Annotated in this window: 17 protein-coding genes; 4 read left to right on the forward strand and 13 right to left on the reverse strand. The window is 68.1% G+C overall.

Features of this window, described 5'->3' with window-relative positions; translation table 11 throughout:
• Window positions 1–44 precede the first annotated feature (44 nt).
• Window positions 45–2282 carry an ATP-dependent DNA helicase RecG gene (locus BJQ95_RS11400; protein ID WP_130179103.1) on the reverse strand — a complete coding sequence of 746 codons (2238 nt, stop codon included), beginning with the start codon at window positions 2280–2282 and terminating at the stop codon, window positions 45–47.
• Between the two features lie 84 nt (window positions 2283–2366).
• Here BJQ95_RS11400 and rsmD point away from each other — a divergent pair, with 84 nt between their 5' ends.
• Window positions 2367–2945: a 16S rRNA (guanine(966)-N(2))-methyltransferase RsmD gene (gene rsmD / locus BJQ95_RS11405; protein WP_130179102.1), complete on the forward strand. Its 579-nt coding sequence runs from the start codon at window positions 2367–2369 to the stop codon at window positions 2943–2945.
• Between the two features lie 133 nt (window positions 2946–3078).
• Window positions 3079–3618, forward strand: a complete 540-nt coding sequence (locus BJQ95_RS11410) for a flavodoxin domain-containing protein (RefSeq protein WP_130179101.1) — start codon at window positions 3079–3081, stop codon at window positions 3616–3618.
• 51 nt (window positions 3619–3669) lie between these two features.
• Here the strand turns inward: BJQ95_RS11410 and thiL are convergent, their stop codons facing one another.
• On the reverse strand, window positions 3670–4719 hold the full coding sequence (gene thiL, locus BJQ95_RS11415; protein ID WP_130179100.1) for a thiamine-phosphate kinase: 1050 nt from the start codon (window positions 4717–4719) through the stop codon (window positions 3670–3672).
• A gap of 24 nt (window positions 4720–4743) precedes the next feature.
• Here thiL and BJQ95_RS11420 point away from each other — a divergent pair, with 24 nt between their 5' ends.
• Window positions 4744–5286: a DUF3515 domain-containing protein gene (locus tag BJQ95_RS11420; RefSeq protein ID WP_130179099.1), complete on the forward strand. Its 543-nt coding sequence runs from the start codon at window positions 4744–4746 to the stop codon at window positions 5284–5286.
• A 9-nt stretch (window positions 5287–5295) separates the two neighbouring features.
• Here BJQ95_RS11420 and BJQ95_RS11425 read toward each other — a convergent pair whose 3' ends face one another.
• From BJQ95_RS11425 to leuC, 6 genes are all read right to left on the reverse strand, one after another.
• Window positions 5296–6423 (reverse strand): D-alanine--D-alanine ligase family protein, encoded by a 1128-nt coding sequence (locus BJQ95_RS11425; RefSeq protein WP_130179098.1) that lies wholly within the window; start codon window positions 6421–6423, stop codon window positions 5296–5298.
• Complete coding sequence (locus tag BJQ95_RS11430; RefSeq protein WP_240694923.1) at window positions 6326–7453, reverse strand: NAD(P)H-dependent glycerol-3-phosphate dehydrogenase; 1128 nt, start codon at window positions 7451–7453, stop codon at window positions 6326–6328. The genes BJQ95_RS11425 and BJQ95_RS11430 overlap by 98 nt, the downstream gene beginning before the upstream one ends.
• On the reverse strand, window positions 7443–8201 hold the full coding sequence (locus BJQ95_RS11435) for a 1-acyl-sn-glycerol-3-phosphate acyltransferase (RefSeq protein ID WP_256041360.1): 759 nt from the start codon (window positions 8199–8201) through the stop codon (window positions 7443–7445). Before BJQ95_RS11435 ends, BJQ95_RS11430 begins: the two co-directional genes overlap by 11 nt.
• A gap of 64 nt (window positions 8202–8265) precedes the next feature.
• Window positions 8266–9594 (reverse strand): UDP-N-acetylglucosamine 1-carboxyvinyltransferase, encoded by a 1329-nt coding sequence (murA, locus tag BJQ95_RS11440; RefSeq protein ID WP_130179147.1) that lies wholly within the window; start codon window positions 9592–9594, stop codon window positions 8266–8268.
• A gap of 83 nt (window positions 9595–9677) precedes the next feature.
• Window positions 9678–10286 carry a 3-isopropylmalate dehydratase small subunit gene (gene leuD / locus BJQ95_RS11445; RefSeq protein WP_130179096.1) on the reverse strand — a complete coding sequence of 203 codons (609 nt, stop codon included), beginning with the start codon at window positions 10284–10286 and terminating at the stop codon, window positions 9678–9680.
• A gap of 11 nt (window positions 10287–10297) precedes the next feature.
• Window positions 10298–11815 carry a 3-isopropylmalate dehydratase large subunit gene (gene leuC / locus BJQ95_RS11450; RefSeq protein ID WP_130179095.1) on the reverse strand — a complete coding sequence of 506 codons (1518 nt, stop codon included), beginning with the start codon at window positions 11813–11815 and terminating at the stop codon, window positions 10298–10300.
• Between the two features lie 271 nt (window positions 11816–12086).
• Between leuC and BJQ95_RS11455 the strand changes: the two genes are divergently transcribed.
• Window positions 12087–13730: an MFS transporter gene (locus tag BJQ95_RS11455; RefSeq protein WP_165385025.1), complete on the forward strand. Its 1644-nt coding sequence runs from the start codon at window positions 12087–12089 to the stop codon at window positions 13728–13730.
• A gap of 68 nt (window positions 13731–13798) precedes the next feature.
• Here BJQ95_RS11455 and BJQ95_RS11460 read toward each other — a convergent pair whose 3' ends face one another.
• The 5 genes from BJQ95_RS11460 to BJQ95_RS11480 form a co-directional block, all read right to left on the reverse strand.
• Complete coding sequence (locus BJQ95_RS11460; protein WP_130179093.1) at window positions 13799–14497, reverse strand: FHA domain-containing protein; 699 nt, start codon at window positions 14495–14497, stop codon at window positions 13799–13801.
• A gap of 70 nt (window positions 14498–14567) precedes the next feature.
• Entirely contained in the window at window positions 14568–17144 is a 2577-nt protein-coding gene (locus tag BJQ95_RS11465) for a transglutaminase domain-containing protein (RefSeq protein ID WP_165385024.1), read from the reverse strand.
• Window positions 17141–18442 (reverse strand): DUF58 domain-containing protein, encoded by a 1302-nt coding sequence (locus BJQ95_RS11470; protein WP_130179091.1) that lies wholly within the window; start codon window positions 18440–18442, stop codon window positions 17141–17143. The genes BJQ95_RS11465 and BJQ95_RS11470 overlap by 4 nt, the downstream gene beginning before the upstream one ends.
• Window positions 18439–19407, reverse strand: coding sequence for a MoxR family ATPase (locus tag BJQ95_RS11475; RefSeq protein ID WP_130179090.1), 969 nt, complete (start codon window positions 19405–19407; stop codon window positions 18439–18441). Before BJQ95_RS11475 ends, BJQ95_RS11470 begins: the two co-directional genes overlap by 4 nt.
• A 25-nt stretch (window positions 19408–19432) precedes the next feature.
• Entirely contained in the window at window positions 19433–24790 is a 5358-nt protein-coding gene (locus tag BJQ95_RS11480) for an Ig-like domain-containing protein (RefSeq protein ID WP_256041361.1), read from the reverse strand.
• Between the last annotated feature and the right edge of the window lie 121 nt (window positions 24791–24911).

A 24911-nucleotide genomic window follows, 5' to 3' on the forward strand; every position in this document is an offset into this window, starting at 1 on the left:
CAAGCCCCCCACCCCGGGGAGAGAGGGCCGGCGCTGGAGAACGCTCAGCCCTTGGACAGCGCCGCACGCTCCGAGTCGTCGAGCCGGCGGCGCACGGCCGCCCGCAGCGCCGGGATGGTGCGGATCTCCGGGTCGCCGCCGATCAGCACCCGCGCCGCGGTCCTGGCCTCGGCGATGATGTCACCGTCGGTCGCTACGCGAAGCAGCCGAAGCGACGACTGGCCGCCGGACTGGAAACGGCCGAGCACATCGCCCTCCTGGCGTTGTTCGAGGTCGACCTGCGCCAGGATGAAGCCGTCGAGGGTCTTGGCGACCGCCTCGATCCGGTCCCTGGCCGGGGTCCCCGACGGCGCCGCCGTCACCAGCAGGCACAGGCCGGGCACGCCGCCCCGGCCCACCCGGCCGCGCAGCTGGTGCAGCTGGGAGACACCGAAGCGGTGCGCATCCATCACGACCATCACCGAGGCGTTCGGAACGTCGACGCCGACCTCGATGACCGTCGTTGCCACGAGCACCTGGATGTCGCCGGCCGCGAAGGCCTGCATGGTGGCATCCTTCTCGTCGGCGCTCATCGCGCCGTGCAGGGGCGCCATGCGGGCATCCCTCAACAACGGATGGCGGCGGAGTTCGGCGTGCAGCTCCTCTACTGTGGTCATCGGGGTGGCGTCGAAATCGATCTCCTCGCCCTGTTCCAGCTTCTTCGGCGCGATCGCCGGGCACACCACGAAGCACTGGCGACCGAGCGCCAGCTCCTCGGCCACCCGCTGCCAGACCCGCAGCACCCAGGCCGGTTTTTCATCCACCGGCACCAGGAAGCTCTCGATGCCGGGGCGCCCGGAGGGCAGCATCATAATGGTGCTCACGTCGAGGTCGCCGAACACCGTCATCGCGATGGTGCGTGGGATGGGCGTGGCCGTGAGCACGAGCACGTGCGGGGGCAGCTCGGCCTTCTGCCGCAGTGCCTCACGCTGGTCGACGCCGAAGCGGTGCTGTTCATCGATCACGACGAGGCCGAGGTCGAAGAAGCCGACGGTGTCGCTGAGCAGGGCGTGGGTGCCGATCACGATGCGCGCCTGGCCGGACACCGTGCGCAGCAGGGCCTTGCGCCGCTCGGCCACCGGAAGCTGGCCGGTGAGCAGGGTGGGCATCAGTTCTGCGGCCAGGTCGGGGCCGAGGATGCGACTGATCGAACGCAGGTGCTGTCCAGCGAGCACTTCGGTGGGCGCCAGCAACGCCGTCTGGCCGCCGGAGTCGGCCACCGCGAGCATGGCGCGCAGGGCCACGACGGTCTTGCCGGAGCCGACCTCGCCCTGCACCAGCCGGTTCATCGGGGCCGTGAGGGCGATGTCCCGCAGGATCTCCGCGCCGGTGATCTCCTGGTCGACGGTGAGCGCGAACGGCAGAGCAGCGTCGAACCGTTCCAGGTAGCCGCCGGCAACCGGCTGCCGCGACCGGGTGCGCAGGGCCCGATGCTCGGTGTGCTGCTGCACCAACACGCACTGCAGCACGAACGCCTCGGTGAAGCGCAGGGTGGCTCTGGCTTCGTTCCAGTCCTCGTCGGTGGCCGGGCGGTGGATCCGCACCAGTGCGTCTCGGTGCTCGAGCAAACCCTGTTCGCGCCGCAGCCGCTCGGGGATCGGGTCCTCGATCGGGCCGAGTTTCTCGATGACCTTCACGATCAGCTTGGCGATCTGCCAGCTGGTCACCGCTGCCGTCGCGGCGTAGATGGGGATGGGCCGGTCGGCCCACAGCCGGGCCTCTGCGGCGTCCTCCGGAGAGATGGCGGCATCCATCGGGTCGTCGCTGCCCGGCACGATCTCATAGTCGGGGTGGGCGAGCTGACGGGTCTTGTTGAAGATCGTGACCTTGCCGGAGAACATCGCCCGCATGCCGGGGCGCAGCGTCCTGGGCAGCCACGGCTGGTTGAAGAAGGTCAGCGAGAGCATGCCGCGCCCGTCGGAGATGATGACCTCCGTGCGGTGCGGCGACTTCTTGCCCGGCTGCCGGCTGCCGGGGTGTTTCACGGTCACCGACAGCACCTCGGCAAGCACTGTCACGGCCTCATCCAGCGGCAACGCCGCCAGGGTGGTGAGCTCGCCGCGGCGAGCGTACCGTCGCGGATAGTGACTGAGCAGGTCACCCACCGTGGACATGCCGAACGCCTTGCCCAGCAGGGTCGCCGGGGCCGCGCCGAGAACGCCCGGCAGGCCGGAGTCGAGGGTCAGTGTGTGGGGGTCGTCCGCGGGGTCCCCGTGCGAGGCGGCGGCATCCGAACCGGTCATACTCCGATGCTAAACGTCACCGCCGACACTCAACGCCCGCGGCGCAGACTGTGCAGGAGCCGCGGCGGCTAGGCTCGAAGGCAAATGACGCGAATTGTCGCCGGGTTCGCCGGCTCCCTCACCCTCACCGTGCCGGCCAAGGGCACCCGGCCCACCAGCGACCAGGTGCGCGAGGCGCTCTTCTCGGCCCTCGACGCACGGGACGCCATCCGCGAGTACCGGGTGCTCGACCTGTATGCGGGTTCCGGCGCTCTTGGCCTGGAGGCCGCCAGTCGTGGTGCCAGGGTGGTGACCCTGGTCGAGAACGGCTTCGCCGCCAGCCAGACCTGCCGCAAGAACGCCGCCGCCGTGCAGAAGGCCGCCCCGAAAGGCTCGACCCTCTCCATCGCGGTGTCCAGCCAGGCCGTGCAGTCTTTCCTCGCGGGCACGCCTGACGGCTTCGACCTGGTCTTCCTCGACCCGCCGTACGACCTTGCCGACACGGAACTGGCCGCGAACCTCGCCGCACTGACGCCGTTGCTCGATCCCGACGCCCTCGTGGTCGTTGAGCGCTCCTCCCGGTCACCCGAACCCGCGTGGGGACCCGGACTCGAGCTCGAGCGCCGCAAGGACTACGGCGACACCACCCTCTGGTACGCCGGGGTGGCCGGCCCGGCCCAGTAGTTTGTTCTGCCGCGCGCAGCCGCTGGGCCGACCCCCTGAGCCGAGCCCCTGAAGAGGGCTGGTCAGAACGGGTATGGACGGCCTACGTTTGGGGTGTGGGCATCGTCGTCCACCCATCCGAAAGGTCGACCCCGTGCGCATAGCGGTAGTTTGTGCCAGCCATTACGGCGCCACGCTCGGAATCGCAGAACGGATCGGCGCCGAACTCACCCTCGCCGGCCTCGATGCGCACGTCTACGACGCCGCCACACCCCCGCACGCCGAGGATGTCGCGGGTTTCGACGCTTTCGTCGTGGGCAGCGCGGTGTACATGGGCCACTGGCTCAAGGATGCGAGCACCTTCGTGCGCCGCCATCAGCCGACCCTGCTCGAACACCAGGTCTGGCTGTTCAGCAGCGGCCCGCTCGGCACGGAGACGACGGATGCCGACGGGGCCGACCTCCGGGAGAGCACAGTGCCCGCCGAGATCGACGAGTTCACCAACGCTGTGCGCCCGGTCGGCCACCGGGTGTTCTTCGGTGCCATCGACCCGGAGGCTCTGAGCCTGCCCCATCGGATGATCCGCAAATTCCCCGGGGCCGCCGAGAAGATCCCGGCCGGCGACTTCAGGGACTGGACGGAGATCGAAGCCTGGGCCCGGGAGATCGCCCGCACCCTGGTGAAGGCCGGCTGAGCCGAGCAACACCGCACCGGCATAGTCGGGGCAGCGGCTTGGGAGGTGCGGCTACGAGGTGGCGCCGTCCCAGCCCCGGTACGGATCCCAACCGCCCTGGGTGTGCGGTTCACCGTCGACGAGCACGAGGCCGGGCTGATCGGTGACGGTGCCGATGCGCCGGAATCCGGCGGGGAGCGTGGCGGCGGGTGGGAAGGTGGCCAGCAGGCCATGGTCCTCTCCCCCGCCCAAAGCCAGCTCAGGTTGGTCGCCGAGCGCGGCCGAATCGAAGTCGACGCCCACGCCGCTGGCCCGCGCGAGCCGTCCCGCGTCGATGGCGAGGCCGTCGGACACGTCGAGCATGGCGCTCGCTCCGGCCGCCGCGGCGACCGGCCCCAACCCGATCGGCGGAACGGGCGCCAGCTGCGCCTCGACGAAGCGCGGCTCGCGCAGTTTCAGGTCGTCGGCGGCCGCCCGGTCAGGCATACCGTCGGCATCCACACCGAAGCGGAACAACAGCCCGAGCCCGATGCCGGCATCACCCAGTCGGCCGGCGTGGGCGACGACGTCACCGGCCGTGGCGCCCGAACGCAGCACCGGAGCCCGGCCCTCGAGGTCGCCGAACGCCGTGATCGACAGGGTGATTGCGTCGGAGGCGGACAGGTCGCCGCCCACCACCCCGCAACCCGGCGCCAGCGCTTCACAGCCGTCACGCAGCCCGTCGGCGATGCCGAGGATGACAGAAATCGGCGTCGACGGCGGAGCGGCGATCGCGACCACGAGGGCCGTGGGCCTGGCGCCCATCGCGGCGACGTCGGACAGGTTGGTGGCGGCAGCCTTCCAGCCCAGGTCGTGCGGCGTCGACCAGGCCAGTCTGAAGTCCGGGCCCTGGATCATCATGTCGCACGTGACGACGAACCGGCCGTCGGCGACGGACAGCACCGCGGCATCATCCCCCGGACCGAGGAGTTCGGTGTCGGCGTGCGGCAGCCTGGGAAAGATGCGGGCGAGCACCTCGCCCTCGCTGAGGTCGGCCAGGGTCTGGTCGGGAGCGGTCTGGTCGGGAGCGGTCTGGTCGGGAGCCGTCTGGTCGAGCGCGGCCCGGTCGGGAGCTTTCGTCATGCTTCAAACGGTAACCTGAATGCGATGACTTTCCAGTTCACTCACCTGCGCCGTCCCGGTCGCCGCACCGGCCCGGTCCCGCGCCGACGCGCCGCCACAGCGCTGCTGCTCGCGGTCGCCGCCGTGCTGATCACCGGCTGCGCCGCCGCGGTTCCGATGCAGCCGGCAGCGGATGCAGAGAACCCGGCCTGCGCCGACATCATCGTGCGCCTGCCCACGACCGTGGCCGACCAGCCCGAGCGGGAGACGAACGCCCAGTCCACCGGCGCCTGGGGCGAGCCCAGCGCGGTGCTGCTCACCTGCGGAGTCGAGGTGCCCGGTCCCACCACGCTGCCCTGCGTGAGCATCAACGGGATCGACTGGATCGAGGACGACTCCGAGGCGCCCAAATACCGGTACACGACCTACGGCCGGGAGCCCGCCACCGAGGTGTATATCGACTCCGAACTGGTCAGCGGGTCGACCACCCTGGTCGATCTCTCCTCGGCCATTTCCAACATTCCCGCCACGAAGCAGTGCCTCGGCGCCGAGGACGCCACGCTGCCCACGGACATCCCCGCGCCCTGAGCCGCCCGGTTATTCCGTGACGACGGCCGAGGTGCGGCGGCGCTTGTGCGCCGCGCGTGCCAGGGCCACCTCGATGAGTTCGTCGATCAGCTGCGGGTAGGTGTAGCCGCTGGCCAGCCAGCAGCTGGGGAACATAGAGATTGGCGTGAAGCCGGGCATGGTGTTGATCTCGTTGATCACCCAGCCATCGGCGGTGAGGAAGAAGTCCACCCGGGCCAGGCCGCGGGCGTCGATGGCCTCGAACGCCCGCACGGCGACGCGCTGCATCTCAGCCAGGTCGGCCGCGGCGAGGTTCGCCGGGCAGACCAGCTCGATTCCCGCAGCGTCGAGGTACTTGGCGGCGAAGTCGTAGAAGTCACGCCCGGTGACCACGACCTCTCCCGCAACCGAGGCGTGCGCGGGATCGCCGGGGCGGCCCTGCAGAACGGCGACCTCGAGTTCGCGGCCCACCAGTCCGGCCTCGATGAGCACCTTGTCGTCCTCGGCCAGGGCCACGGCCATCGCCTCGGCCAACTGGTCGGGGCTGACGACCCGGCTCACGCCCACGCTGGAACCGGCCCTGGCCGGCTTCACGAACGCCGGCAGGCCGAGCTCTGTCAGCGCCGCGTAGGCCTGGTCGGGTGTTTCGGCCCAGTCGTCCGCGGTGACGGTGTGCCAGGGCGCGACGGCCAGCCCGGAGTGCTGCAAGACGGTCTTGGTGAAGTGCTTGTCCATCCCCAGTGCGGACGCCAGCACACCAGAGCCGACGAACGGCAGATCGACCAGTTCGAGCATCCCTTGCACCGTGCCGTCTTCGCCGTACGGGCCGTGCAGGATGGGGAAGACCAGGTCGACCGAGCCGAGGCTGCGGCGGCCGGAGCCGTCGACGACGGTCAGTTCGCGGCTCGCTGCGCTGTCGGGCCAAAGCACCCGGCTGCCGTTGTCGGTGACCTCGGGCAGGGCCGCTGCGGACAGCGTGAACTTGGTCGGGTCGTCGTCCTCGAGCACAAAGGCGCCGTCGCGGGTGATGCCGACCGGGATGACCGCGTAACGGTCCCGGTCAATTGCCGCGAGTACCCCGCCCGCTGTGGCGCAGCTGATCGAATGTTCGCTTGAACGCCCCCCAAACAGCAGCGCTACCGTGAGCTTCTCCGTCATCAATGGTCCTTTCACCCTGCGGTGCGCCGGAGTCAGTGGTGAGGTGCGGCGCGATATCCCGCGGCTTCAGCGTACCTGCCAGCACCTGTCGCACCTGTTCGACGATGGGCATGTCGACACCCTTGGCGCGCGCCAGCTCGAGGATCGGGCTCACGGATGCCAAGCCTTCCGTGGTCTGCTGCATCTGGGCGATGACGTCGTTGTAGCTGTAGCCCTGGCCGAGCAGTCGTCCGGCGGTGTTGTTGCGGGACAGCGGTGACTGGCAGGTGGCGATCAGGTCGCCGAGACCCGCCAGGCCCGCCAGGGTCTCCGGATGGGCGCCGTAGGCCACCGCGAAATCGGTCATCTCCACGAGGCCGCGGGTGATGATGGACGCCTTGGTGTTCTCGCCGTAGCCGACTCCGTCGACGATGCCGATCGCCACGGCTATGAGGTTCTTCAGGACGCCGCCGAACTCGGTGCCGATGACATCAGTGTTCACGTAGGAACGGAAATACTTGGTCGTGGCCAGCAGGGCAACGGCGTGCGCCGTCTCCAGGCTCGACGAGGAGACCACCGCGGCGGTGGGCTGCTCCTTGGCGATCTCCAGGGCGAGGTTGGGCCCGGAGATGGCGGCGATGCGGGACGGGTCGATCGGCAGGACCTGCTCGATGATCTCGCTCATCCGCAAGCCGGAGGAGCGTTCGACGCCCTTCATCAGCGACACGATGATGGCGCCCGGAGCCAGGAACGGCTCCGCCTGGATGAGGTTCTCGCGCAGGGACTGGCTCGGCACCGAGACGAAGACCTGCTCGGCGCCGGCCAGTGCCAGGTCGAGGCTTGACGTGGCGCGGAGGCCCACGGGAAGGTTGATCCCTGGCAGGTAGTCGCTGTTGCGGCGTCCCTCGGTGATCTCCCTGGCCAGCTCGGGGCGGCGGGCCCAAAGGACGACATCCGCTCCCCCGTCGGTGAGGATCTTGGCAAACGTGGTGCCCCAGCTTCCCGCGCCGAGGACGGCGACTCGGGTGCCTGGCTGGACTTTAGGCTTCAAAACGGCCGGTCTCTTTCTGGTCGTGCTCAGAGGGGTTCCAGCGTTTGGCCGGTGCGGTCTCGTTGCGCAGGTCTTCGAGCAGGGCGGTGATGGCATCCATCACCACGGCGGTCGCCTCGTTCAGCGTGGCGGTGTCAGGGTTGCGGCCGCGGAACTCGGCCAGGTCGATCGGGTCGCCGATCTTCACCAGGATGGTCTTGCGCGGGAACAGGTGCAGCTTCTTGGAGTAGCGCTCCATCAGCTGCTGGGTGCCCCAGTGCGCCGCGGGCACGATGGGGATGCCCTGCTCCAGAGCGATGCGCACGGCGCCGCTCTTGCCGCGCATCGGCCACAGCTCCGGGTCACGGGTGAGCGACCCTTCCGGGTAGACCACCACCATCTGGCCGCGCTCGACCAGGCGACGGGCGGCCTTGACGGGCTCACTGCCGCGCACCGCACCGCCACGCTGCACCGGAATCTGACCGGATTTCTTCAGCAGCCAGCCGGCGACGGGCAGCTTGAACAGCGACGCCTTGGCCAGGAACCTCGGCAGCCGACCAAGCTTCCAGCTGACCATGCCCATCACGATCGGGTCGATCTCGCTGTAATGATTGGGCGAGAAGACGAACGCACCCTGACGCGGGAACTTGTGACCGTCGGTGATCTTGTAGCGGGCAACCGCATTCATCGGCGGGACCACCAGCACGGCCAGCAGCCAGAAGATCGAGGGTGTGCTCTTCTCGGAGCGGACCCTGCGGTTGGTCGTCACCGTCGACGGACTGGGCGAATCTGGCACGTTTGGATCTGGCACGTTTGGATCTGGCACGGTGCCATTATCCTGCGAGATCGAAGTCAGCTCCCAATAGTCGCAGCTTGGTGATGAAGTTCTCGTACCCGCGGCTGATGATGCCCACGTTGCTCACGGTGGAGGTGCCTTCGGCCGTGAGGGCCGCGATCAGGTGGCTGAAGCCACCGCGCAGGTCCGGGACCTCGATGTCGGCGCCGACGAGCTTGGTGGGCCCGGCGATGACGGCGGAGTGGTTGAAGTTGCGCTGGCCGAAGCGGCACGGGTGCCCGCCGAGGCATTCGCGGTGGATCTGGATGGTCGCGCCCATCTCCACAAGAGCATCGACGAAGCCGAAGCGCTGCTCGTAGACGGTCTCGTGCACGATCGACACACCGTGGGCGTGGGTCAGCGCGATCACGAGCGGCTGCTGCCAGTCGGTCATGAAGCCTGGGTGAACATCCGTTTCGATGATGACGGGCTTGAGGTCGCCGCCCGGGTGGTAGAACCGGATGCCGTCGTCGTGGATGTCGAACGCGCCGCCGACCTTGCGGAAAACGTTGAGGAAGGTGAGCATCTCGGCCTGCTTGGCGCCGCCGACGAAGATGTCGCCGTCGGTGGCCAGCGCGGCCGCGGCCCAGCTGGCGGCCTCGTTGCGATCGAACAGGGCGCGGTGCTGGTAGCCCTGCAGGCTGTCGACACCCTCGATGCGGATCACGCGGTCGGTGTCGACCGTGATGATGGCGCCCATCTTCTGCAGGATGTTGATGAGATCCATGATCTCGGGCTCGATGGCCGCGTTCTTGAGCTCGGTGATGCCCTCGGCACGCACGGCGGTGAGCAGAACCTGCTCGGTGGCGCCCACGCTCGGGTAGGGCAGCTCTACCTTGGTGCCCTTGAGGCCGTTCGGCGCCGACATGCGGATGCCGTTGGGCTGCTTCTCGACGACGGCGCCGAACTTGCGCAGAACCTCGAGGTGGTAGTCGATGGGTCGGTCGCCGATGCGGCAGCCGCCCAGGTCGGGGATGAAGGCTTCGCCGAGGCGGTGCAGCAGCGGGCCGCAGAACAGGATCGGGATGCGGGAGGAGCCGGCGTGGGCGTCGATGTCGGCGTAGTGCGCGCTCTCCACATCCACCGGGTCGAGCATCAGGCTGCCGGGCTCGTCGCCCTCGGTCACCTTGACACCGTGCGCCTCGAGCAGGCCGCGCACGATGCGCACGTCGCTGATGTTGGGCACGTCGCGCAGGATACTGGGCGTCTCACCGAGGAGGGCGGCGACCATAGCCTTGGTGACCAGGTTCTTGGCACCCTTGACCTCGATGCGGCCGATCAGCGGGCGTCCGCCGCGGATGGTGATCTTGTCGCCTACCAGGCCCACATTGGCACCATGGCTCTGCGCGTTCCCACGCTCTGAGCTGTCTTGAACGTTCTCGCGCACCTGATTGGTGTCTCCGACGATGATCACAAATTTACCTGCCTTGCGGGGAGTGTGCGGGGGCGCCAGGGCTCCCGGTGGGATTCGAATTCTGCGATGCGCGCTTCATCGCGCAGGGTGAGGCCGATGTCGTCAAGCCCTTCCAGCAGTCGCCATCTAGTGTATTCGTCGACCTCGAATGAGACTGTGAGCTCGCCGACACTGGCAGTACAGGCAACCAGATCCACGGTCAAATCTATTCCGGGGTCGGCTTCGAGAACTCGCCACAGGGTCTCCGCGTCGGCCTCGCTGATCTGGCCGGCGAGCAGTCCTTGCTTGCCGGCGTTGCCGCGGAAGATGTCGCCGAACCGGGGGCTGAGCACGACGTCGAAGCCGAAATCGCGCAGTGCCCAGACGGCGTGTTCCCGTGAGGATCCGGTGCCGAAGTCGGCGCCGACCACGAGGACCCGGGGGTTCTGGTACGCGGATCGGTTGAGAATGAACTCAGGATCCTGCCGCCATCCGTAGAAGAGGGCGTCTTCGAATCCGGTCTTGGTGACCCGTTTGAGGAAAACCGCGGGGATGATCTGGTCGGTGTCCACGTTGGACCGGCGCATGGGGACGGCGACGCCGGTGACGGTCGTGAATTTCTGCATGTCGGGCGCTCCTACAGCTTCGCGGTCGTGAGATCGGCGGGCACGATGTCGGCGGGCACAGCGCCGGCCGGGATGGTGCCGTCCTGCACGAGGTCCCAGGGGCTGGACAGGGTGCCGCGAATGGCCGTGGCTGCGGCCACGAGCGGGGAGACCAGGTGGGTGCGTCCGCCCTTGCCCTGCCGTCCCTCGAAGTTGCGGTTGCTGGTGGAGGCGCAGCGTTCCCCCGGGGCGAGCTGGTCGGGGTTCATGCCCAGGCACATCGAGCAGCCGGCGAAGCGCCACTCGGCGCCGAAGGCGAGGAAGATCTTGTCGAGGCCCTCGGCCTCGGCTTCGATCCGCACGCGGGCGGAGCCGGGCACCACGAGCATCCGGACGCCGTCGGCGATGACCTTGCCCTTGATGATGTCGGCTGCGGCACGCAGGTCTTCGACCCGGCTGTTGGTGCAGGAGCCGAGGAATACGGTGTCGACGCGGATGTCCTTCATCGCGGTGCCGGCGGCCAGGTCCATGTATTCCAGGGCCCGTTCGGCTGCGCTGCGCTCGTTGGCGTCGTCGATGTCGGCGGGGTTGGGCACGGTGTCGCTGAGGGAGACGCCCTGGCCGGGGTTGGTGCCCCAGGTCACGAACGGTTCGAGGGTATCGGCGTCGAGGATGACCTCGGCGTCGAACGTGGCGCCCTCATCGGTGGCCAGGGTGTCCCAGTACTCGACGGCGGCGTCCCAGTCGGCGCCCTGTGGCGCGTGCGCACGGCCTTCGAGGTACGCGTAGGTGGTGGCATCCGGAGCGACCATGCCGGCGCGGGCGCCCGCCTCGATCGACATGTTGCAAATGGTCATCCGACCCTCCATGGAGAGGGCGCGGATGGCGCTGCCGCGGTATTCGAGCACGTAGCCCTGGCCGCCGCCGGTGCCGATCTTGGCGATAACGGCCAGGATGATGTCCTTGGCGGTAACGCCGGGGCGCAGGGCGCCGTTCACGGTGATGGCCATGGTCTTGAACGGCGTGAGCGGCAGCGTCTGGGTGGCCATGACGTGCTCCACCTCGCTGGTGCCGATGCCCAGCGCCATGGCGCCGAAGGCTCCGTGGGTGGAGGTGTGCGAGTCGCCGCAGACCACGGTGATGCCCGGCTGGGTCAGGCCCAGCTGCGGGCCGACCACGTGCACGATGCCCTGTTCGATGTCGCCCAACGAGTGCAGGCGAATGCCGAACTCGGCGCAGTTCTTGCGCAGGGTATCGATCTGGGTGCGGCTGGTCAGGTCGGCTATGGGCCTGTCGATCGCCAGGGTCGGCGTGTTGTGGTCCTCGGTCGCGATCGTGAGGTCCGGCCGGCGTACGGGGCGACCGGCCAGGCGCAGACCATCGAAGGCCTGCGGGCTGGTGACCTCGTGCACGAGGTGCAGGTCGATGTAGATGAGGTCAGGGGTGCCGTTCTCGCCCTTGGCCACCAGGTGCTTGTCCCAGACCTTCTCGGCCAGGGTGCGGGGACGGATCCCCGACGTGGGTGAGTCCGTGTTCACTGCGTTAGTCATGTTCGTGCGTCTTCCTCGGGAACGGTGGCAGCCAACGACAAACTCCGCGACGAGTGGGCCTTGTCAGATACGAGACTCGCCGCGGCACAGAAGAAGTAGTCGACGTTGCAGCACACCTCAGGCTAACACTCCCCTTCGAGTCCGCGAACTGTGAGCTTTGCACCTCAAAATCGGGGCTTTCAGGTGCTTTGCTCACGGTTCGCGGATGCTCGGCCGCGTGCTGGGGCCGCTGACGCTGGCCACGGAGGGACGGCCGACGTATGGTGTGCGCATGACGACGGTGGCCGCTGGGCAGAAGACAGGCAGGGTGCTGGTGGTGATCCTGCTGGCCCAGTTCATCATCGTCGTCGACTCGACCTTCATGAACGTGTCGCTGTCCACCCTGGTGGCGGAATTCGACACCACGGTCACCGGCATCCAGAACGCCATCACGCTGTACACCCTGGTGATGGCGGCGTTCATGATCGCCGGCGCCAAGGTGGGCGACATCATCGGCCGCAAACGCGCCTTCGTGATCGGCCTCAGCGTCTACTCCGTCGGCACCACCATCACCGCCCTCTCCCCCACCCTGGGCATCTTCATCCTGGGCTGGTCGATCCTCGAAGGCCTCGGCGCGGCGATGATGCTCCCCGCCATGATGTCGCTGATCGTGTCGAACTTCGTTGCCGGTCCCGCCCGCGCGAAGGCCTATGCCGGTTTCGCCGCCATCGCGGGCATCGCGGCGGGGATCGGGCCGATCATCGGCGGCCTCTTCACGTCGTACCTGTCCTGGCGACTGGCCTTCGCCAGCGAACTCCTCGTGGCGCTTTATATCTTCACCCAGCTGAAGATCATCAAGGATGCGCCGTTCCTCGGCAGGAAACCGCGATTCGACTGGACTGGATTCATCCTCAGCTCCGCCGGACTCATCACCGTGGTCCTAGGCATCGTGATGGCCTCGGCGTACGGCCTGTTCGTCAGCCGGGTCGACGTGGAGGTGTTCGGTCAGGTTGTGCTCACAGCAGGCCAGATCTCCCCCACCGTGATCCTCGTGTCGATCGGACTGCTCGTCCTGATCGTCTTCATCCTGGTGGAGCGGAGCCGGGACCGGCACCACCACGACACCCTTCTCGACCTGAGTCTCTTCAGCATCCGCGCCGTCTCATCCGGAACATCCGTGCAGCTGCTGCAGTACCTCGTGCTGACCGGCGCGATCTTCGCATTGTCTCTCTACGTGCAGATGGAGTTGAATTACTCGGCCATTCAGAGTGGGCTCACCCTGCTGCCGCTGTCCCTGGCCGTGCTCCTCTCGGCCGGGGTCAGCGGGCGGGTTTTCAGTCGCCGGTTCGCCCCGCGCTCGGTTATTCTCGCCGGCTTCGGCATCATCGTGCTGGGGGCCGCGGCGATGGGGCTGCTGGCCAGGGATGCGACCAGCGGCACCCAGTTCATCCTGGGACTGGCGCTGGTCGGCTTCGGTGCGGGCACCATAGCCTCCCAGAACCAGAACCTCATCATGTCGTCGGTGAAACCGCAACGGTCCAATGAGACGTCTGGGGTGATCAACACCGCGCAGAACATCGGGGCGTCGCTCGGAACGTCGCTGGCCGGGGCACTGATCCTGTCGGTGTTCGTGCTGACTGCCACGAGCCTGATCGACGACAGTCCGGCGTTCACTGCGTCGGAGCAATCACAACTGGACACGGCGGTCACCGAGAAGGCGCAGATCATCAGCGACGCCCAGCTCAGCACCGCGATCTCGGAGTACCCGGCCGAGCAGCAGGACGCGATGATCGCCATCAATGCCGATGCCAGGCAGACCGCGCTGACGGTGGTTTATGCCGGACTGGCGTTGGCCGGTCTCCTCGGTTTCGGCGCGGCCCTGCGGCTGCCCAGAACCCCGCCGCTGGCGAGCACCGCGACACGGGCCGAGGTGTAGCCGTAACTGTTACTCGTTCGGACTATTGTGCCCGGTGCGCCGGGCGCAGATGTCCGCTTCGGCAACAGTCAGGCCCGGGTGACCTCGACGGCGAATTCGCCGAGCATCAGTCGGGTGTCGGCCGGGAGCGGGGTGCGGATGCCGGGTTCGAGTTCCACCCTGCTCCCGTCGGCGCCGATGAGGCTCACGCCATTGGTGGAGTGCAGATCGGTGACCGAAAGGTCGTCGTCGAAGGAAAGCTCCACGAGGGCGTGTGACTTGGAGACCGACCGGGCAGGGTCGACGACGCTGACCATGGTGGAGGGCCGCCGGGTCACCGGCGAGGGGTCGCGGCCGAAGACGAGCGATCCGGTCACCGGCATCCGTTGGCCGTCGGCCAGTCGCAGCTGCCAGCCGGTCACGGTCTGAGCCGGCGCAGCATTGCCGTGTACTGCGCTGACGGGCGCGACACTGACGGGCGCGGCGCCGAGGGGGGCGACACTGACGGGGGCGGCGCTGACGAACGGGCGCGGCGGCACCGGCGTGGTGCCCAGCTTGGTGGGCACGAACGCAGGGATGGCCAGGACCGCCGGCGACGGACCCGTCGGCGGCGCCGCGTCCCCCGCCGGTGTCGCCGCCGGAGCCGGGGCGTCGCGCACGGGCGGGACGATGACGAGCGAAACACTGACGAGCGGGTCGGCGTGGGGAACTCGTGCCGTCACCTCGTCACTCTCGTCGCTGGACGGGAACATCCCCGGTGGGGGAACGATGAAACCCGGCTTATCCACTGTGGGTCCTAACCCTGTGATCCCTCTTGGTTCCGGGTGGATTCCCGGCTCGCGTATGCGCTGATCAAGCCTAGCCGCGGCCTCGGGCGGTGGCACGGCCGCCGCGCAGGTTCACCTGGTTCCAGTCCCGCTTGGACCGCAGCCGGAACCGGCTGAACAGCCGGCGCAGACGCCCGGCGGAGGTTTTCGCGGTGGCGAGGGACTCCTCGGCCTGAGTCCAGGTGGTTTCAACGAGCTCGTCGTCGACGTCGGCGCCGCCGAATACGGCGCTGTCGACGGCGTCGGCCACCGGCACCAGGCGGTGCGCGGCCACGAACGCGGCCGTGTCGACGACCTCGATCGGCTGGGCCTCGGCGGGATCGGCGGCGCCCATGTCGGTACCCGCGGCCGCCTCGGTCCCGGCGACCCGGCTGCGCGGTTTTTTGGGTTCAGGCTGACCGGCCAGCTGAGCGGCCAGCTGAGCGTCCAGGCTCACCGCGACCTGACGGCGGGTCGAGTCCCTCGGTACGTCGAAGCCGAGCTCGGCGAATCCGTCGGTCAGCTCGGACCAGGCGCCGGCGGCACGCTGATCACCGGTGCCCAGGGTTTTGCGCCGGCGCCGGCGCCGGGCCTTGAGCGCGGCGACGATCAGCAACGGCACACCGAGCAGCAGCAGTGGGATGCCCACCACCCCGATGATCGCCCACGCCCAGCCGGGCAGCACGAAGTCCTTGTCCTTGCTCTCGTTCTTGGTGTCGTCGATCTCCACCGCCGTGAGCAGGTCGTCGGCCTCGTTGTCCATCCGCGGGGGCTGCCGCACCTGCGGCTGCGGCACCGTCTTGGGCTTGGGAGTCTGGTCCTGGGGCACGTCGGTCTGCTCGGGAGTGGGATAGAACGCGACCCAGCCGATGCCGTCGAACGCTACCTCGACCCAGGCCGTCACGTCCGTTCCGGTGACCTCGACGCTGGTGGCGTCTTCGGGCACCTCGGGCGCGAAGCCCATGACCACCCGCGCCGGGTAGTTCAGGCTGCGCGCCATCAGGGCCATGGCCGCCGCGTACTGTTCCTCGTCACCGACCATCTGGGTGCGGGTGAAAAGCTCGTTGAGCCGGTCGGCTCCGTGGCCGGCGCGGGACGGGATACCGTCGGACGCGAGCCCGTGACTGAGGAATCCCTTGGTCTTCAGCGCCTGCTCGATGGCGCGCAGGCTGTCGATGGGCGTGTCGGTGCCGCCGGAGTACTCGATGGCCTTGGCCACGACGACGTCGGGGATGTTCTGAACGCTCGGCAGGGTGACCTCGGCCACGGGAACGTCGGCGAGGTCTTCGTCCCGGTAGGTCTGCTGCAACATGGCGGACATCGTGTACTCGTACCCCGGATGCACCCCGTTGGTGAGCACGGAGGTTCCACTGTCGGCGTTGTAGCGCAGGTTCTCCGATTCGGCCTGACTGTCGGCGTCGTCGAAGTCGACCGTGCTCGGGTACCCCACCCCGGGCAGCCAGACGTCTTCGTAGCCGACCACGTCGACGGTCACGGTTCTGTTCTGGGCGCTGGTGACCAACGGCGGCTCAGGGATGGTGCGGCCGACGAGGCGGAAGCTGCCGGAACCGTTGGCGACGCTCTCGGCGGCGGCCACGTTCCAGAGTTTGCCGTCATAGGCATCCATGCTGGCCAGGCGCACCACTTCGCCCGGCTGCAGGCCGGAGACCGTGAACAGTGGGGTGTCCGCGAGGGTCTTGGTGTACTGCCGGAAGCCGGACAGTGGGCTGTTGAACTCGAGGGGGTCGAAGGGCGGCTGGATCTCCTCGCGTAGGACGAAACGGTCCTTCGGGTTGGGGGCGAGCACACCGCCGACGAGGGCGCCGATCAGGATGGCTCCCAGCATCACCGTTGCGGTGCCCAGGAGTTTGCGGCGCAGGAGCCGTCTGCGGCCCGCGGCGTCCGCGCCTTGCACGCTGGTGCGTCGCCAGCCGACCCAGACGATGGCGACCACGGCGAAGGCCACGCCGCGCAGGCCCGCGAAGTAGGTCTTGTCGGTGCCCATCAGGATGCCGGTCAGGTAGAGCAGCACCGGCCCAATGAGCAGGATGCCGGTGCGCCAGGCGGTGCGGCGGCGCCCGGGCAGCCAGCGGCTGGCCAGCATGGTACCCACCAGGGCCACCAGCCAGGCGGCGAAGTACGGCAGCACCGGCATGTAGTAGGGCGCTTCGACGGGCGTTCCGAGGGTCACGATGTCGGCCCAGCCGAAGACGGCACCGAGCGCGAGCCCGGCGGTGGAGGCGATGCTGGGCAGCACGCCGATCAGCGCCTCCCCAGGCATGGTGAACGGGGTGCCGAGGAGGAAGTAGAGCAGGATCGCGGCGAGCACGTTGGTGACCACGCCGAGCCGCAGCATGTAGCCGAGAACGGCGGCGCCGGTGCCGACGAGCAGCCCGCCGAGGCCGGCCACCAGGAAGTTGTAGTCGCCGAAGGAGGTCTCCAGGCCGAGCACACCGAGCAGGGAGAGCAACGACAGAACGGCGACATCGGTCCAGCCGGTGCTTGGGAATCGCCGGAGCGCCGCGCGAACGGTGCCGGTGCCGGCGGTGGTGGTGGCGGTGCTGGCCGCGGTGCTGTCGGCGCGGGCCGGCTCTGGAATGCTGCGGGCAGCGCGGGTGAAGCGGCTCATCGGTGGACCCGTCGGAGAAGTTTGGGCAGGTCGGCGAGGTCGCCGAGAGTGAGGACCGTGAGGCCCGACACCGTGGACAACCGGGACTGGGCCCCGGGTTCGATACGGAAGGCGATGGTTGTGGTGTCCTTGCCGAAGAGGGTCTGCGCGGCGCGGAACTCGGTGAGGTCGATCAGGGAACCGGCGACCACCATCACCACGCTCGGCGGCGGCAGGCGCCTGGTAGCGATGCGGGCGAATTCACGCAGGCTGGGGAACTCGTCACTGACCGCTTCGATGCGGGACGAGTCGTCGAGCAGGGCCACCGGCGTCGCGGTGCGCAGGGCCAGCTTCTCGGAGACCACGCTGATTCCGGTGCCGTCCCTGATCACCTGGAGGGCCAGCGACGCCGTCACGGAGACGGCTAGTTCGAACTCGTCCTCCGAGGCGTAGTAGCGGGACTCCGCGGTGTGCACGATGGTGAGTTGGGTGCGCCGGGTCTCTTCGAATTGCCGCACCATCAGCTGGCCGGTGCGCGCGGAGGTACGCCAGTGCACGTTGCGGAGGGCATCGCCGGGTTCGTAGGCGCGCAGGGCGTGGAAGGAGATGTCGTCGCTGGTGATCTTCTTGGTGATCTCACCCTCGAGGTCGCGCATCAGGCCGGCGGCCGATGAGGCGATCCGGGTGGTCACCGGGTGCACGAACAGTTCAACGGCCTCGGTCCAGCGCACGATGCGGCGCAGCAGCCCCAGCTGGTCACCACGAACCGAGACGGCGGGGCCGGCAACGATCACGGCCCGGCGGTGGGTGGGTACGGCGAAGAGCTCGTCGTGCAAGGCGGCGGCGGCCAGCCCGGGGATCACGAACTCCGCCAGGCCGCTGCCGACCGGAAGTTCCATGCGGGCGGGCAGCAGGGCGCGCTCTCCCGAGTTGGTGACGGTCATCTGACCGAGCGCACGGCCGCCGGCCACGACCCGGTGCGGATTCAGCTGCAGGTCGACGGTGTAGGTGGCGCGGCCCACGATGAACGGCACGGCTACCAGCATCGCGGCCAGCAGGGTGGTGGCGAGGTAGGTGAATTCGACCCAGCCGAAGGTGATGCTGAGTCCGTAGGACAGTAGTGCTCCCAGCAGCACGAGCCGGCCGGCCGGGCCGATCACGTCGGTGACCGGCCGGATGCGCTGCCAGGCGACGGCCAGCACCTGGCGCAGCAGGCGCCAGGCGTTCTGCGCCCCGGCGCCGAGTGCGCGCGCCAGCGACCTCAGGGCGTGTTCGGCCGGTGAGGTTCTGCGGGCGGCGCGTTCGGGGCGGGGTTTCATGCGGCGCGGAATGCGGGCGGTGCGACCTCGACCAGGATGCGGTTGACAATGTCCTCGGCGGTGACGCCGGCGAAGTCGGCTTCGGGGTCGACCATGATGCGGTGGGCGAGCACGGGCACGGCGAGGTCACGGATGTCGTCGGGGGCAACGAAGGTACGTCCCTGCGACAACGCCCAGGTCTTGGAGGCGCGGGCGAGGGCCAGGGCGCCGCGCATGCTGACGCCGAGGGTGGACGACACGTCGGTGCGGGTGGCGGTGACGATCTCGTTGAGGTAGCCGAGCACGGCGGCGTCCACGAACACCTCGGAGGCGAGCTGGGCCATGGTGACCACGGAGCTGGACGCGATGATGGGCGTGATACCGGCATCTCTGGCCCGGTTCGACGAGTCGAGCAGCAGGGTCACCGCCGTGTCGTGGTCGGGGTAGCCGAGCGACGTCTTGAACAGGAAGCGGTCCAGCTGGGCCTCGGGGAGCGTGTAGGTGCCGGCCTGCTCGATCGGGTTCTGGGTGGCGATCACCATGAACGGGCTGCCGACCTCGTGGCTGACACCGTCGACGGTGACCCGGCCCTCTTCCATGACCTCCAGCAGCGCCGACTGGGTCTTGGGGCTGGCCCGGTTGATCTCGTCGGCGAGCACAATGGAGGCGAAGATCGGTCCCTTGTGGAACTCGAACAGGCCCTTGCCCTGGTCGTAGATCGTGACACCGGTGACATCGGAGGGCAGCAGGTCCGGGGTGAACTGGATGCGCGAGTGGGTGCCGTCGAGGGTGTTGGCCAGGGCCTTGGCGAGCACGGTCTTGCCGGTACCGGGAAAATCCTCCAGCAGCACGTGGCCATTGGTGAGCATCGCGGCCACAACCAGGCGGATCACGTGTTCCTTACCCAGGATGGCCTGTTCGACGTTGCCGGCGAGCTTGCCGAACGCCTCGGCGAACCAGTCTGCCTGTTCTTGTGTGACGCTCATCTGATGTTCTTCCTGTTCTCGTTCGTTAGCCGGAGCATGTGTTGGGCGCCAGGTTGTTCCAGGCGGCGCCGGAGATCGTGTTGGTCTCGGGGATCCCTGTGGGACCGTTGACAAGTACCTTGATGTTCTCGCCGCCGACGCGCACGCCCAGCCAGTTCTGGAGGCGCACCTTGCCGTTGACGTTCACCGAGTAGTCGATGTTCGTGAACGCGCTCGAATCGCCGTTGATGGCGGTGGTCAGTCGGTGGTTGCCGGCGGTGAAGTTCTCGTACCTCATCTCCACATAGTTCCCGACAGGAGCATTGGCGCCCTTGCAGATGAACGCGCTCGGCGCCGGGGGCGGCGGGGTCGGTTGCGGGGTGGCGGTATCCGATGAGGTCCAGTCGCCGCATCCGCGCGGATTGCAGGCCCGGACCTTGTACTGGTACTGCTCATCGACGTTGCCGGTGGCCGATGCGGTCCGCGCGCCGTTGGTGGACCCGTCGGCCGCCCTGCCCTTGATCCACTGGTACTCGTAACTGCCCACGCCACGGCCGCCGTCACTGCCGGGTGCTGCCCAGCTCAGGCTGAGCGCTCCGGTACCCTGGCCGGGCGCCTTGAGGGTGGCGGATGCCGGTGCCCCCGGCCGCCCGTAAGGCGTGACGGTGTTACTGGCGGCCGACACTGCCGAGTCACCCAGGGCATTGCGCGCGGTCACGGAGAAGGCGTAGCTGGTGCCGTTGGTCAACCCTGTGATCGGGTGCGTTCCGGCGCTGGTGACAGTCTGCCTACCGCCGGTCCAGCTGATCGTGTAGTCCAGGATTTCCGAGTTGTTGGACGACGGGGCGGCGAACGTCACGCTGGCGCTGGCGTCGCCCTCCACGGCCTGGGGTTGTTTGGGCGCATCCGGGTTGTTGCGGATCACGAAGGTGATGCGGGCCTGGGTCTGCCGGGCGGGGTCCCTGGTGGCGTCCTGGATGCGATAGACGACAGTTAGCGTGCCGGTGGCGCCGGAGCCGGTTTTCACGGTGACGCCGCTGGCGGTGTTGCTGACCGAGGCGGTGCCGACCTGCTGTTCGATGGTGGCGGAGAGCACGGTCAGCGGTTTGCCGTCTTGAGCGAACGGGTTGTAATCGTTGTCGAGCACGGGCACGGTGATCGAGGAGCTCGGCCGGGTCTCGATGCCGGCGCCGTTGGGCCCGGCATCGTCCACGGCCTGCGGCACCGGCCGGGTCGAGGAGACCACGCTCACGTCCACCGAGCCGGGAATGGTGAACTCCTTGTAGGTGACCGTGAAAGTGAGCCGCACCTTGGTGCCCGGCTGGGTGCCGAGCGGGGAGGAGACCGTGAGGTTGCCTCCCGAGATGGATGCGGCCACATCCGCCGTCGTGCCGCCGAGCGAGCCGTAGCTGAGCTGTTCGATGATCGCCGGGTTGGGATGCCCACTGGAGGAGCGCAGGTTCACGACAGTCGCGGCCTCGCCGGCCTGCACTGTGGCCTTGGGTGGGGTGAAGGTGGGGGCGACGTCTTCGAAGTTGGGGTCGCCGACGGTAATCGGGATGGTGAGGGTGGCCTGGTTGCCTTTGGGGTCATCGGCGCCGGTACCGTCGGTGACGACGAAGGTGAGGGAGGCGGGGCCGCGATAGTCCTTGGCCGCCACGAAGCTCAGCCCGGTGGCGCCGGTCATGGCATTGGACCCGTCGCTGTTGGTGGCGGTGGCGCCCAGCAGCAGCGCCGGCCGGCCGGACGGGACCTCGACGATGTCGCCGAGGGTCCACGACTTGGAGCCGTTCATTTTCACGACCTGCGGGCCGATGTCTTTCAGGAACGGCGGCGGGAACTGTTCCTCTTCGGGCGTGGGCTCTGTGGAGGGCGCGTTTTCGGGCTCGACGGGCTCGGGTTGGGGTTGCGGGGGCACGATGATGAACGCCGTGGCGCTGAGCTGGTCGAGCTCGTTGGTGAGCCGGTAGGCGATGGCCTGGCGTTCCTCGGACGGTCTGACCCGCACGGTGCCGTCGGTCTGCAGCACACCGTTGTCGGCGTTGGGGCCCTCGAGGGTGATCACCAGGTCCTCGATCAGGCCGCTGGGGTTTTCGGCACCGTCCAGCACGGTCACGTCGATCGGCGTGCCGGCCAGGACCTCCTCGGGTTCGACGAAGTGGTCGATCGCCACGGGGTACTGCGCCTTGGCGTCTTCGGTGACCTTGACCTGCACAAACGCCGTGTCGGCGCCGCCATGCCCGTTGGTGATCTCGTACCGCAGCGTGTACGTGCCCTCTTCGGCCGGAGCCTTCACGATGACCCGGCTACCGTCGACCATGGCCGTGATCCCAGGATCCACCTCGGGCAGCTTCTTGGACAGCGTCAGCTTGTAACCGTTGGGATCGGAGTCGTTCAACACCACCGGGATCGACCCGGCGCGGCCGGGCTTGATCTCAATGGCGTCATCGACGGCGTTCGGGGCCAGCAGCTCGGCCGGCCGCGGAATCACGCCGATCCGAACGGTGCCCTCGGCGGTCGCGCCGAAGGTGTCCGCGACCTGGTAGGTGAACGAGTCGGTGCCGGCGGTACCGGGGTAGGCCTCGTAGATGAAGAAGTCGCTGCCCTGATCGACGATACGGCCGAGTTCGGGACTGCTGGTGACGGCGGTGAGGTAGACCGAGTCGCCGTCGGGGTCGATGCCGTCCAACGGCACCTGAACCTTGATGGTCGACTCCGCGAAGGTGCGCATCGTGAGCGGCAGCGGGGTGGGCGGGCGGTTGCCCGCGTCATCGAGCCCGATCACCGTGAATCGCACGGTGGCGGTGGCAGTCTCCTGGAAGGAATCCGTGATCGTGTAGGCCACACTGTAGGCGCCGGCCTGGTCGGGCGCCTGGAAGCGCACCTGACTACCGGTGACGAAGGCCAGGCCGCCCACGTTCTCGGTGCCGGAGAGGTCGGGGACGACCGACATGGTGGCGGAGTCGGGGTGGTAGTCGTTGTCGAGCACCGGCACGCTGACGATGTCACCGGCGCGCACACTCACGGAGTCGTCGACGGCGACCGGCGGCTGATGCTTGATCAACGGCGGCACCGGCACCACGGTGACGCCGGCGGTGGAGGTGCCCTCACCGTCACTGATCGTGTAGGTGAACTGCACCTGCTGCGTCAGGGCGGCGGATGCCGTGACCCGCAACACCGTGTTGGTGAGGATCTCGACGGTGACGAGGTCGTCGGTGCTGCTGAGGTCCACCGATTGCACGGCGAGGACCCGGCCGCTGGGCGAGACGTCGTTGTCGAGAACCGGGATGGTGACCGGTTCGGCCGCGCGCAGGTAGGCGGTGTCCTTCACCGCGATCGGCGGCAGAATCTGGGTGGGGCTTTCGATGACGTCGACGCGGATGAGGCCGACGCTGGAGGTGGGGCCGGCGCCGAGGCTGTAGGTGAAAACATAACTGCCGGCCTTACCCGACGACACCGCGATCGTGCCCCGCTCGAGGTTCGCCACGGCGGTGAGATCCTTGGGCACCTCGTTCACCCCGATCAACGCCAGCGGGGCGCCCGAGGGGGTGACGTCGTTCTTCAACGGTTCGATCAACGCCGTCTCGCCCACGAACACCGTCGTGAAGTCCGGCGTCCCGACCGGGTTCAGGGTCCCGGCCGCCTTCACATCCACCGTCAGCACACCCGTCGCGGTGAGGGTGCCGTCCGAGACGACGAACTGCACCTCTTTGACCCCCAGCTCCGCGGTCTTGGACTCGAACGTCACAAAACCCTCCGGGCCAAACCGCACCCCGTCGCCCGTGGTCGGCGACGCCGACACCAGGTAGATGTCGTCACCGTCGGGATCGATCCAGTCCGAGAGCACGTTGTAACTCACGATCTGGCCCTGCTCCACACTGACCGCACCGACCCGGTTCGACACCGGCGCCAAATTCTGATCCAACGGCCGCATGGTCACGTTCACCTGGGCCTCGGCCACCGCGCCACGCCCATCGGCCACCGTGTACCTGAACGACACCGTCCCCGCCACCGCCTCCGCCGGCGTGAACTGCAACGCCCGACCACCATCGATGAAATCCAGACTGCCCTGCGACTCCGAAAAACCACTCACATTCGTCACCGTCAACACATCACCATCGGGGTCCGTGTCATTCTCCAACACCGGCAACACCGTGGTCTTACCCGGCCGCACCCCGTACTCATCATCCCGAGCCAACGGCGCCCGGTTCACATTCGTACGCTCCGCCAGAGTGTCCTCAAAGGACTGCTGCGCGGCCTTCTCGGTGCCGTCCTCGGCTTCCTCCTCCTCCGGAGGAGTCACCTCCTCCCAGTTCTCCACCAGGCGCATATTCGCATCCACCAACCACACATTGCCGTTGGAGAGATTGTTCAACGCGATCACGTCCCGGTTCACCCGAAACTCCAACACCGACCCCCGCGTGGGCTGCTCAATGATTTCCCGCAGGACCTCGGCGCCGTCGCAGGCCGCCAGATAACGTTGCGCACCCGCCCAGGCCCCGTGGCCGCAGCCGTTCAACCACACCGGCGACGACACATCCGCCGGGTCGGTGACGGCGGTGGAGAGCTTGGCGTCGATCGTGATGATGTCGGATCCGTCGTCGGAGCCGTCCAGGGGGATCTGGAGCAGGGCTGCGCCGGTGGCAACGAGAACGCTGTCGTTCTCGGCACCGGTCTGTTGAAGCTTGAGCGTGTCTGCCGGCAATTTCGTGCTGACGCCGTCCACGATCAGCCGGCCGTTCTCGGTGTCGAGCAGCACGGGTTTCTCCCCCACTGCGGCGATCTGGAACTCGCCCAGCTTGGGCAGGTCGCTCGTGGCGGCTGTGGGTTCCTCGGCCGTGGGATCGTAGGTGCTGAGGCTTTTGTCTTTCGGGGAGGCTCCGAAGACGACGCCGGCCGGCGACACGGCGATGTGACCGCCCTTACCCAGCTTCAGAACCGGGTCCGTCGTCTGGGGGTCAAAGCTCAACTCCCCCGCGGCATTGATCACCCACACCTCACCGGTGGGCGCCATCACCGCCAACGAGTCGCCGCCGTAGACGACCTCAGACCCGGGCGCCACATCCACCCGTTCACCCAGCGTGGTGAACGCCGGGTCGACCCGCTCGATCGAGCCCACACTGCCGTCGATCAGGAAGACGTCATCACCGTCCTGCAACACATCGAACGCACTCGAGGCGGCATTGACCGACCCGTTCAGCTCCTCGATCTGCCGGTTCAACCGGCCCGCCAACAACTGCTTACCGTTCGTCACCCACACGTCACGGGCCTCGAGGTCCACATCCGTGACCGGGAACCCCTCGTGCAGCACAGCGAACGTCAACGGAACCCCAGCCAGCACCGACAGGGCCACGACGGATGCCGATACCCGGCGGCCCCGCAACCACGAACTGAGGGTCCCCACCCGTACTCCCCCACCTGTGCTGTTCGAACGTGTCTGGCAAGAAATCATGTCGTGCTGGCTGCGCTGTGATCTTGGGCGCTGCCCTCTGACCGGCTCTTACGCTAACACGCAAACAGGGGCC

The organism is Cryobacterium sp. SO1 (assembly GCF_004210215.2).
In the GTDB taxonomy this organism is placed as follows: Bacteria; Actinomycetota; Actinomycetes; order Actinomycetales; family Microbacteriaceae; genus Cryobacterium.

Excerpts from the sequence above, each read along its gene's own strand:
- BJQ95_RS11400 (WP_130179103.1), bottom strand. The coding sequence starts at position 2,282 with ATGACCGGTTCGGATGCCGCCGCCTCGCACGGGGACCCCGCGGACGAC.
- rsmD (WP_130179102.1), top strand. The coding sequence starts at position 2,367 with ATGACGCGAATTGTCGCCGGGTTCGCCGGCTCCCTCACCCTCACCGTG.
- BJQ95_RS11420 (WP_130179099.1), top strand. The coding sequence starts at position 4,744 with ATGACTTTCCAGTTCACTCACCTGCGCCGTCCCGGTCGCCGCACCGGC.
- BJQ95_RS11455 (WP_165385025.1), top strand. The coding sequence starts at position 12,087 with ATGACGACGGTGGCCGCTGGGCAGAAGACAGGCAGGGTGCTGGTGGTG.
- BJQ95_RS11465 (WP_165385024.1), bottom strand. The coding sequence starts at position 17,144 with ATGAGCCGCTTCACCCGCGCTGCCCGCAGCATTCCAGAGCCGGCCCGC.
- leuD (WP_130179096.1), bottom strand. The coding sequence starts at position 10,286 with ATGCAGAAATTCACGACCGTCACCGGCGTCGCCGTCCCCATGCGCCGG.
- thiL (WP_130179100.1), bottom strand. The coding sequence starts at position 4,719 with ATGACGAAAGCTCCCGACCGGGCCGCGCTCGACCAGACGGCTCCCGAC.
- BJQ95_RS11470 (WP_130179091.1), bottom strand. The coding sequence starts at position 18,442 with ATGAAACCCCGCCCCGAACGCGCCGCCCGCAGAACCTCACCGGCCGAA.
- BJQ95_RS11425 (WP_130179098.1), bottom strand. The coding sequence starts at position 6,423 with ATGACGGAGAAGCTCACGGTAGCGCTGCTGTTTGGGGGGCGTTCAAGC.
- leuC (WP_130179095.1), bottom strand. The coding sequence starts at position 11,815 with ATGACTAACGCAGTGAACACGGACTCACCCACGTCGGGGATCCGTCCC.
- BJQ95_RS11475 (WP_130179090.1), bottom strand. The coding sequence starts at position 19,407 with ATGAGCGTCACACAAGAACAGGCAGACTGGTTCGCCGAGGCGTTCGGC.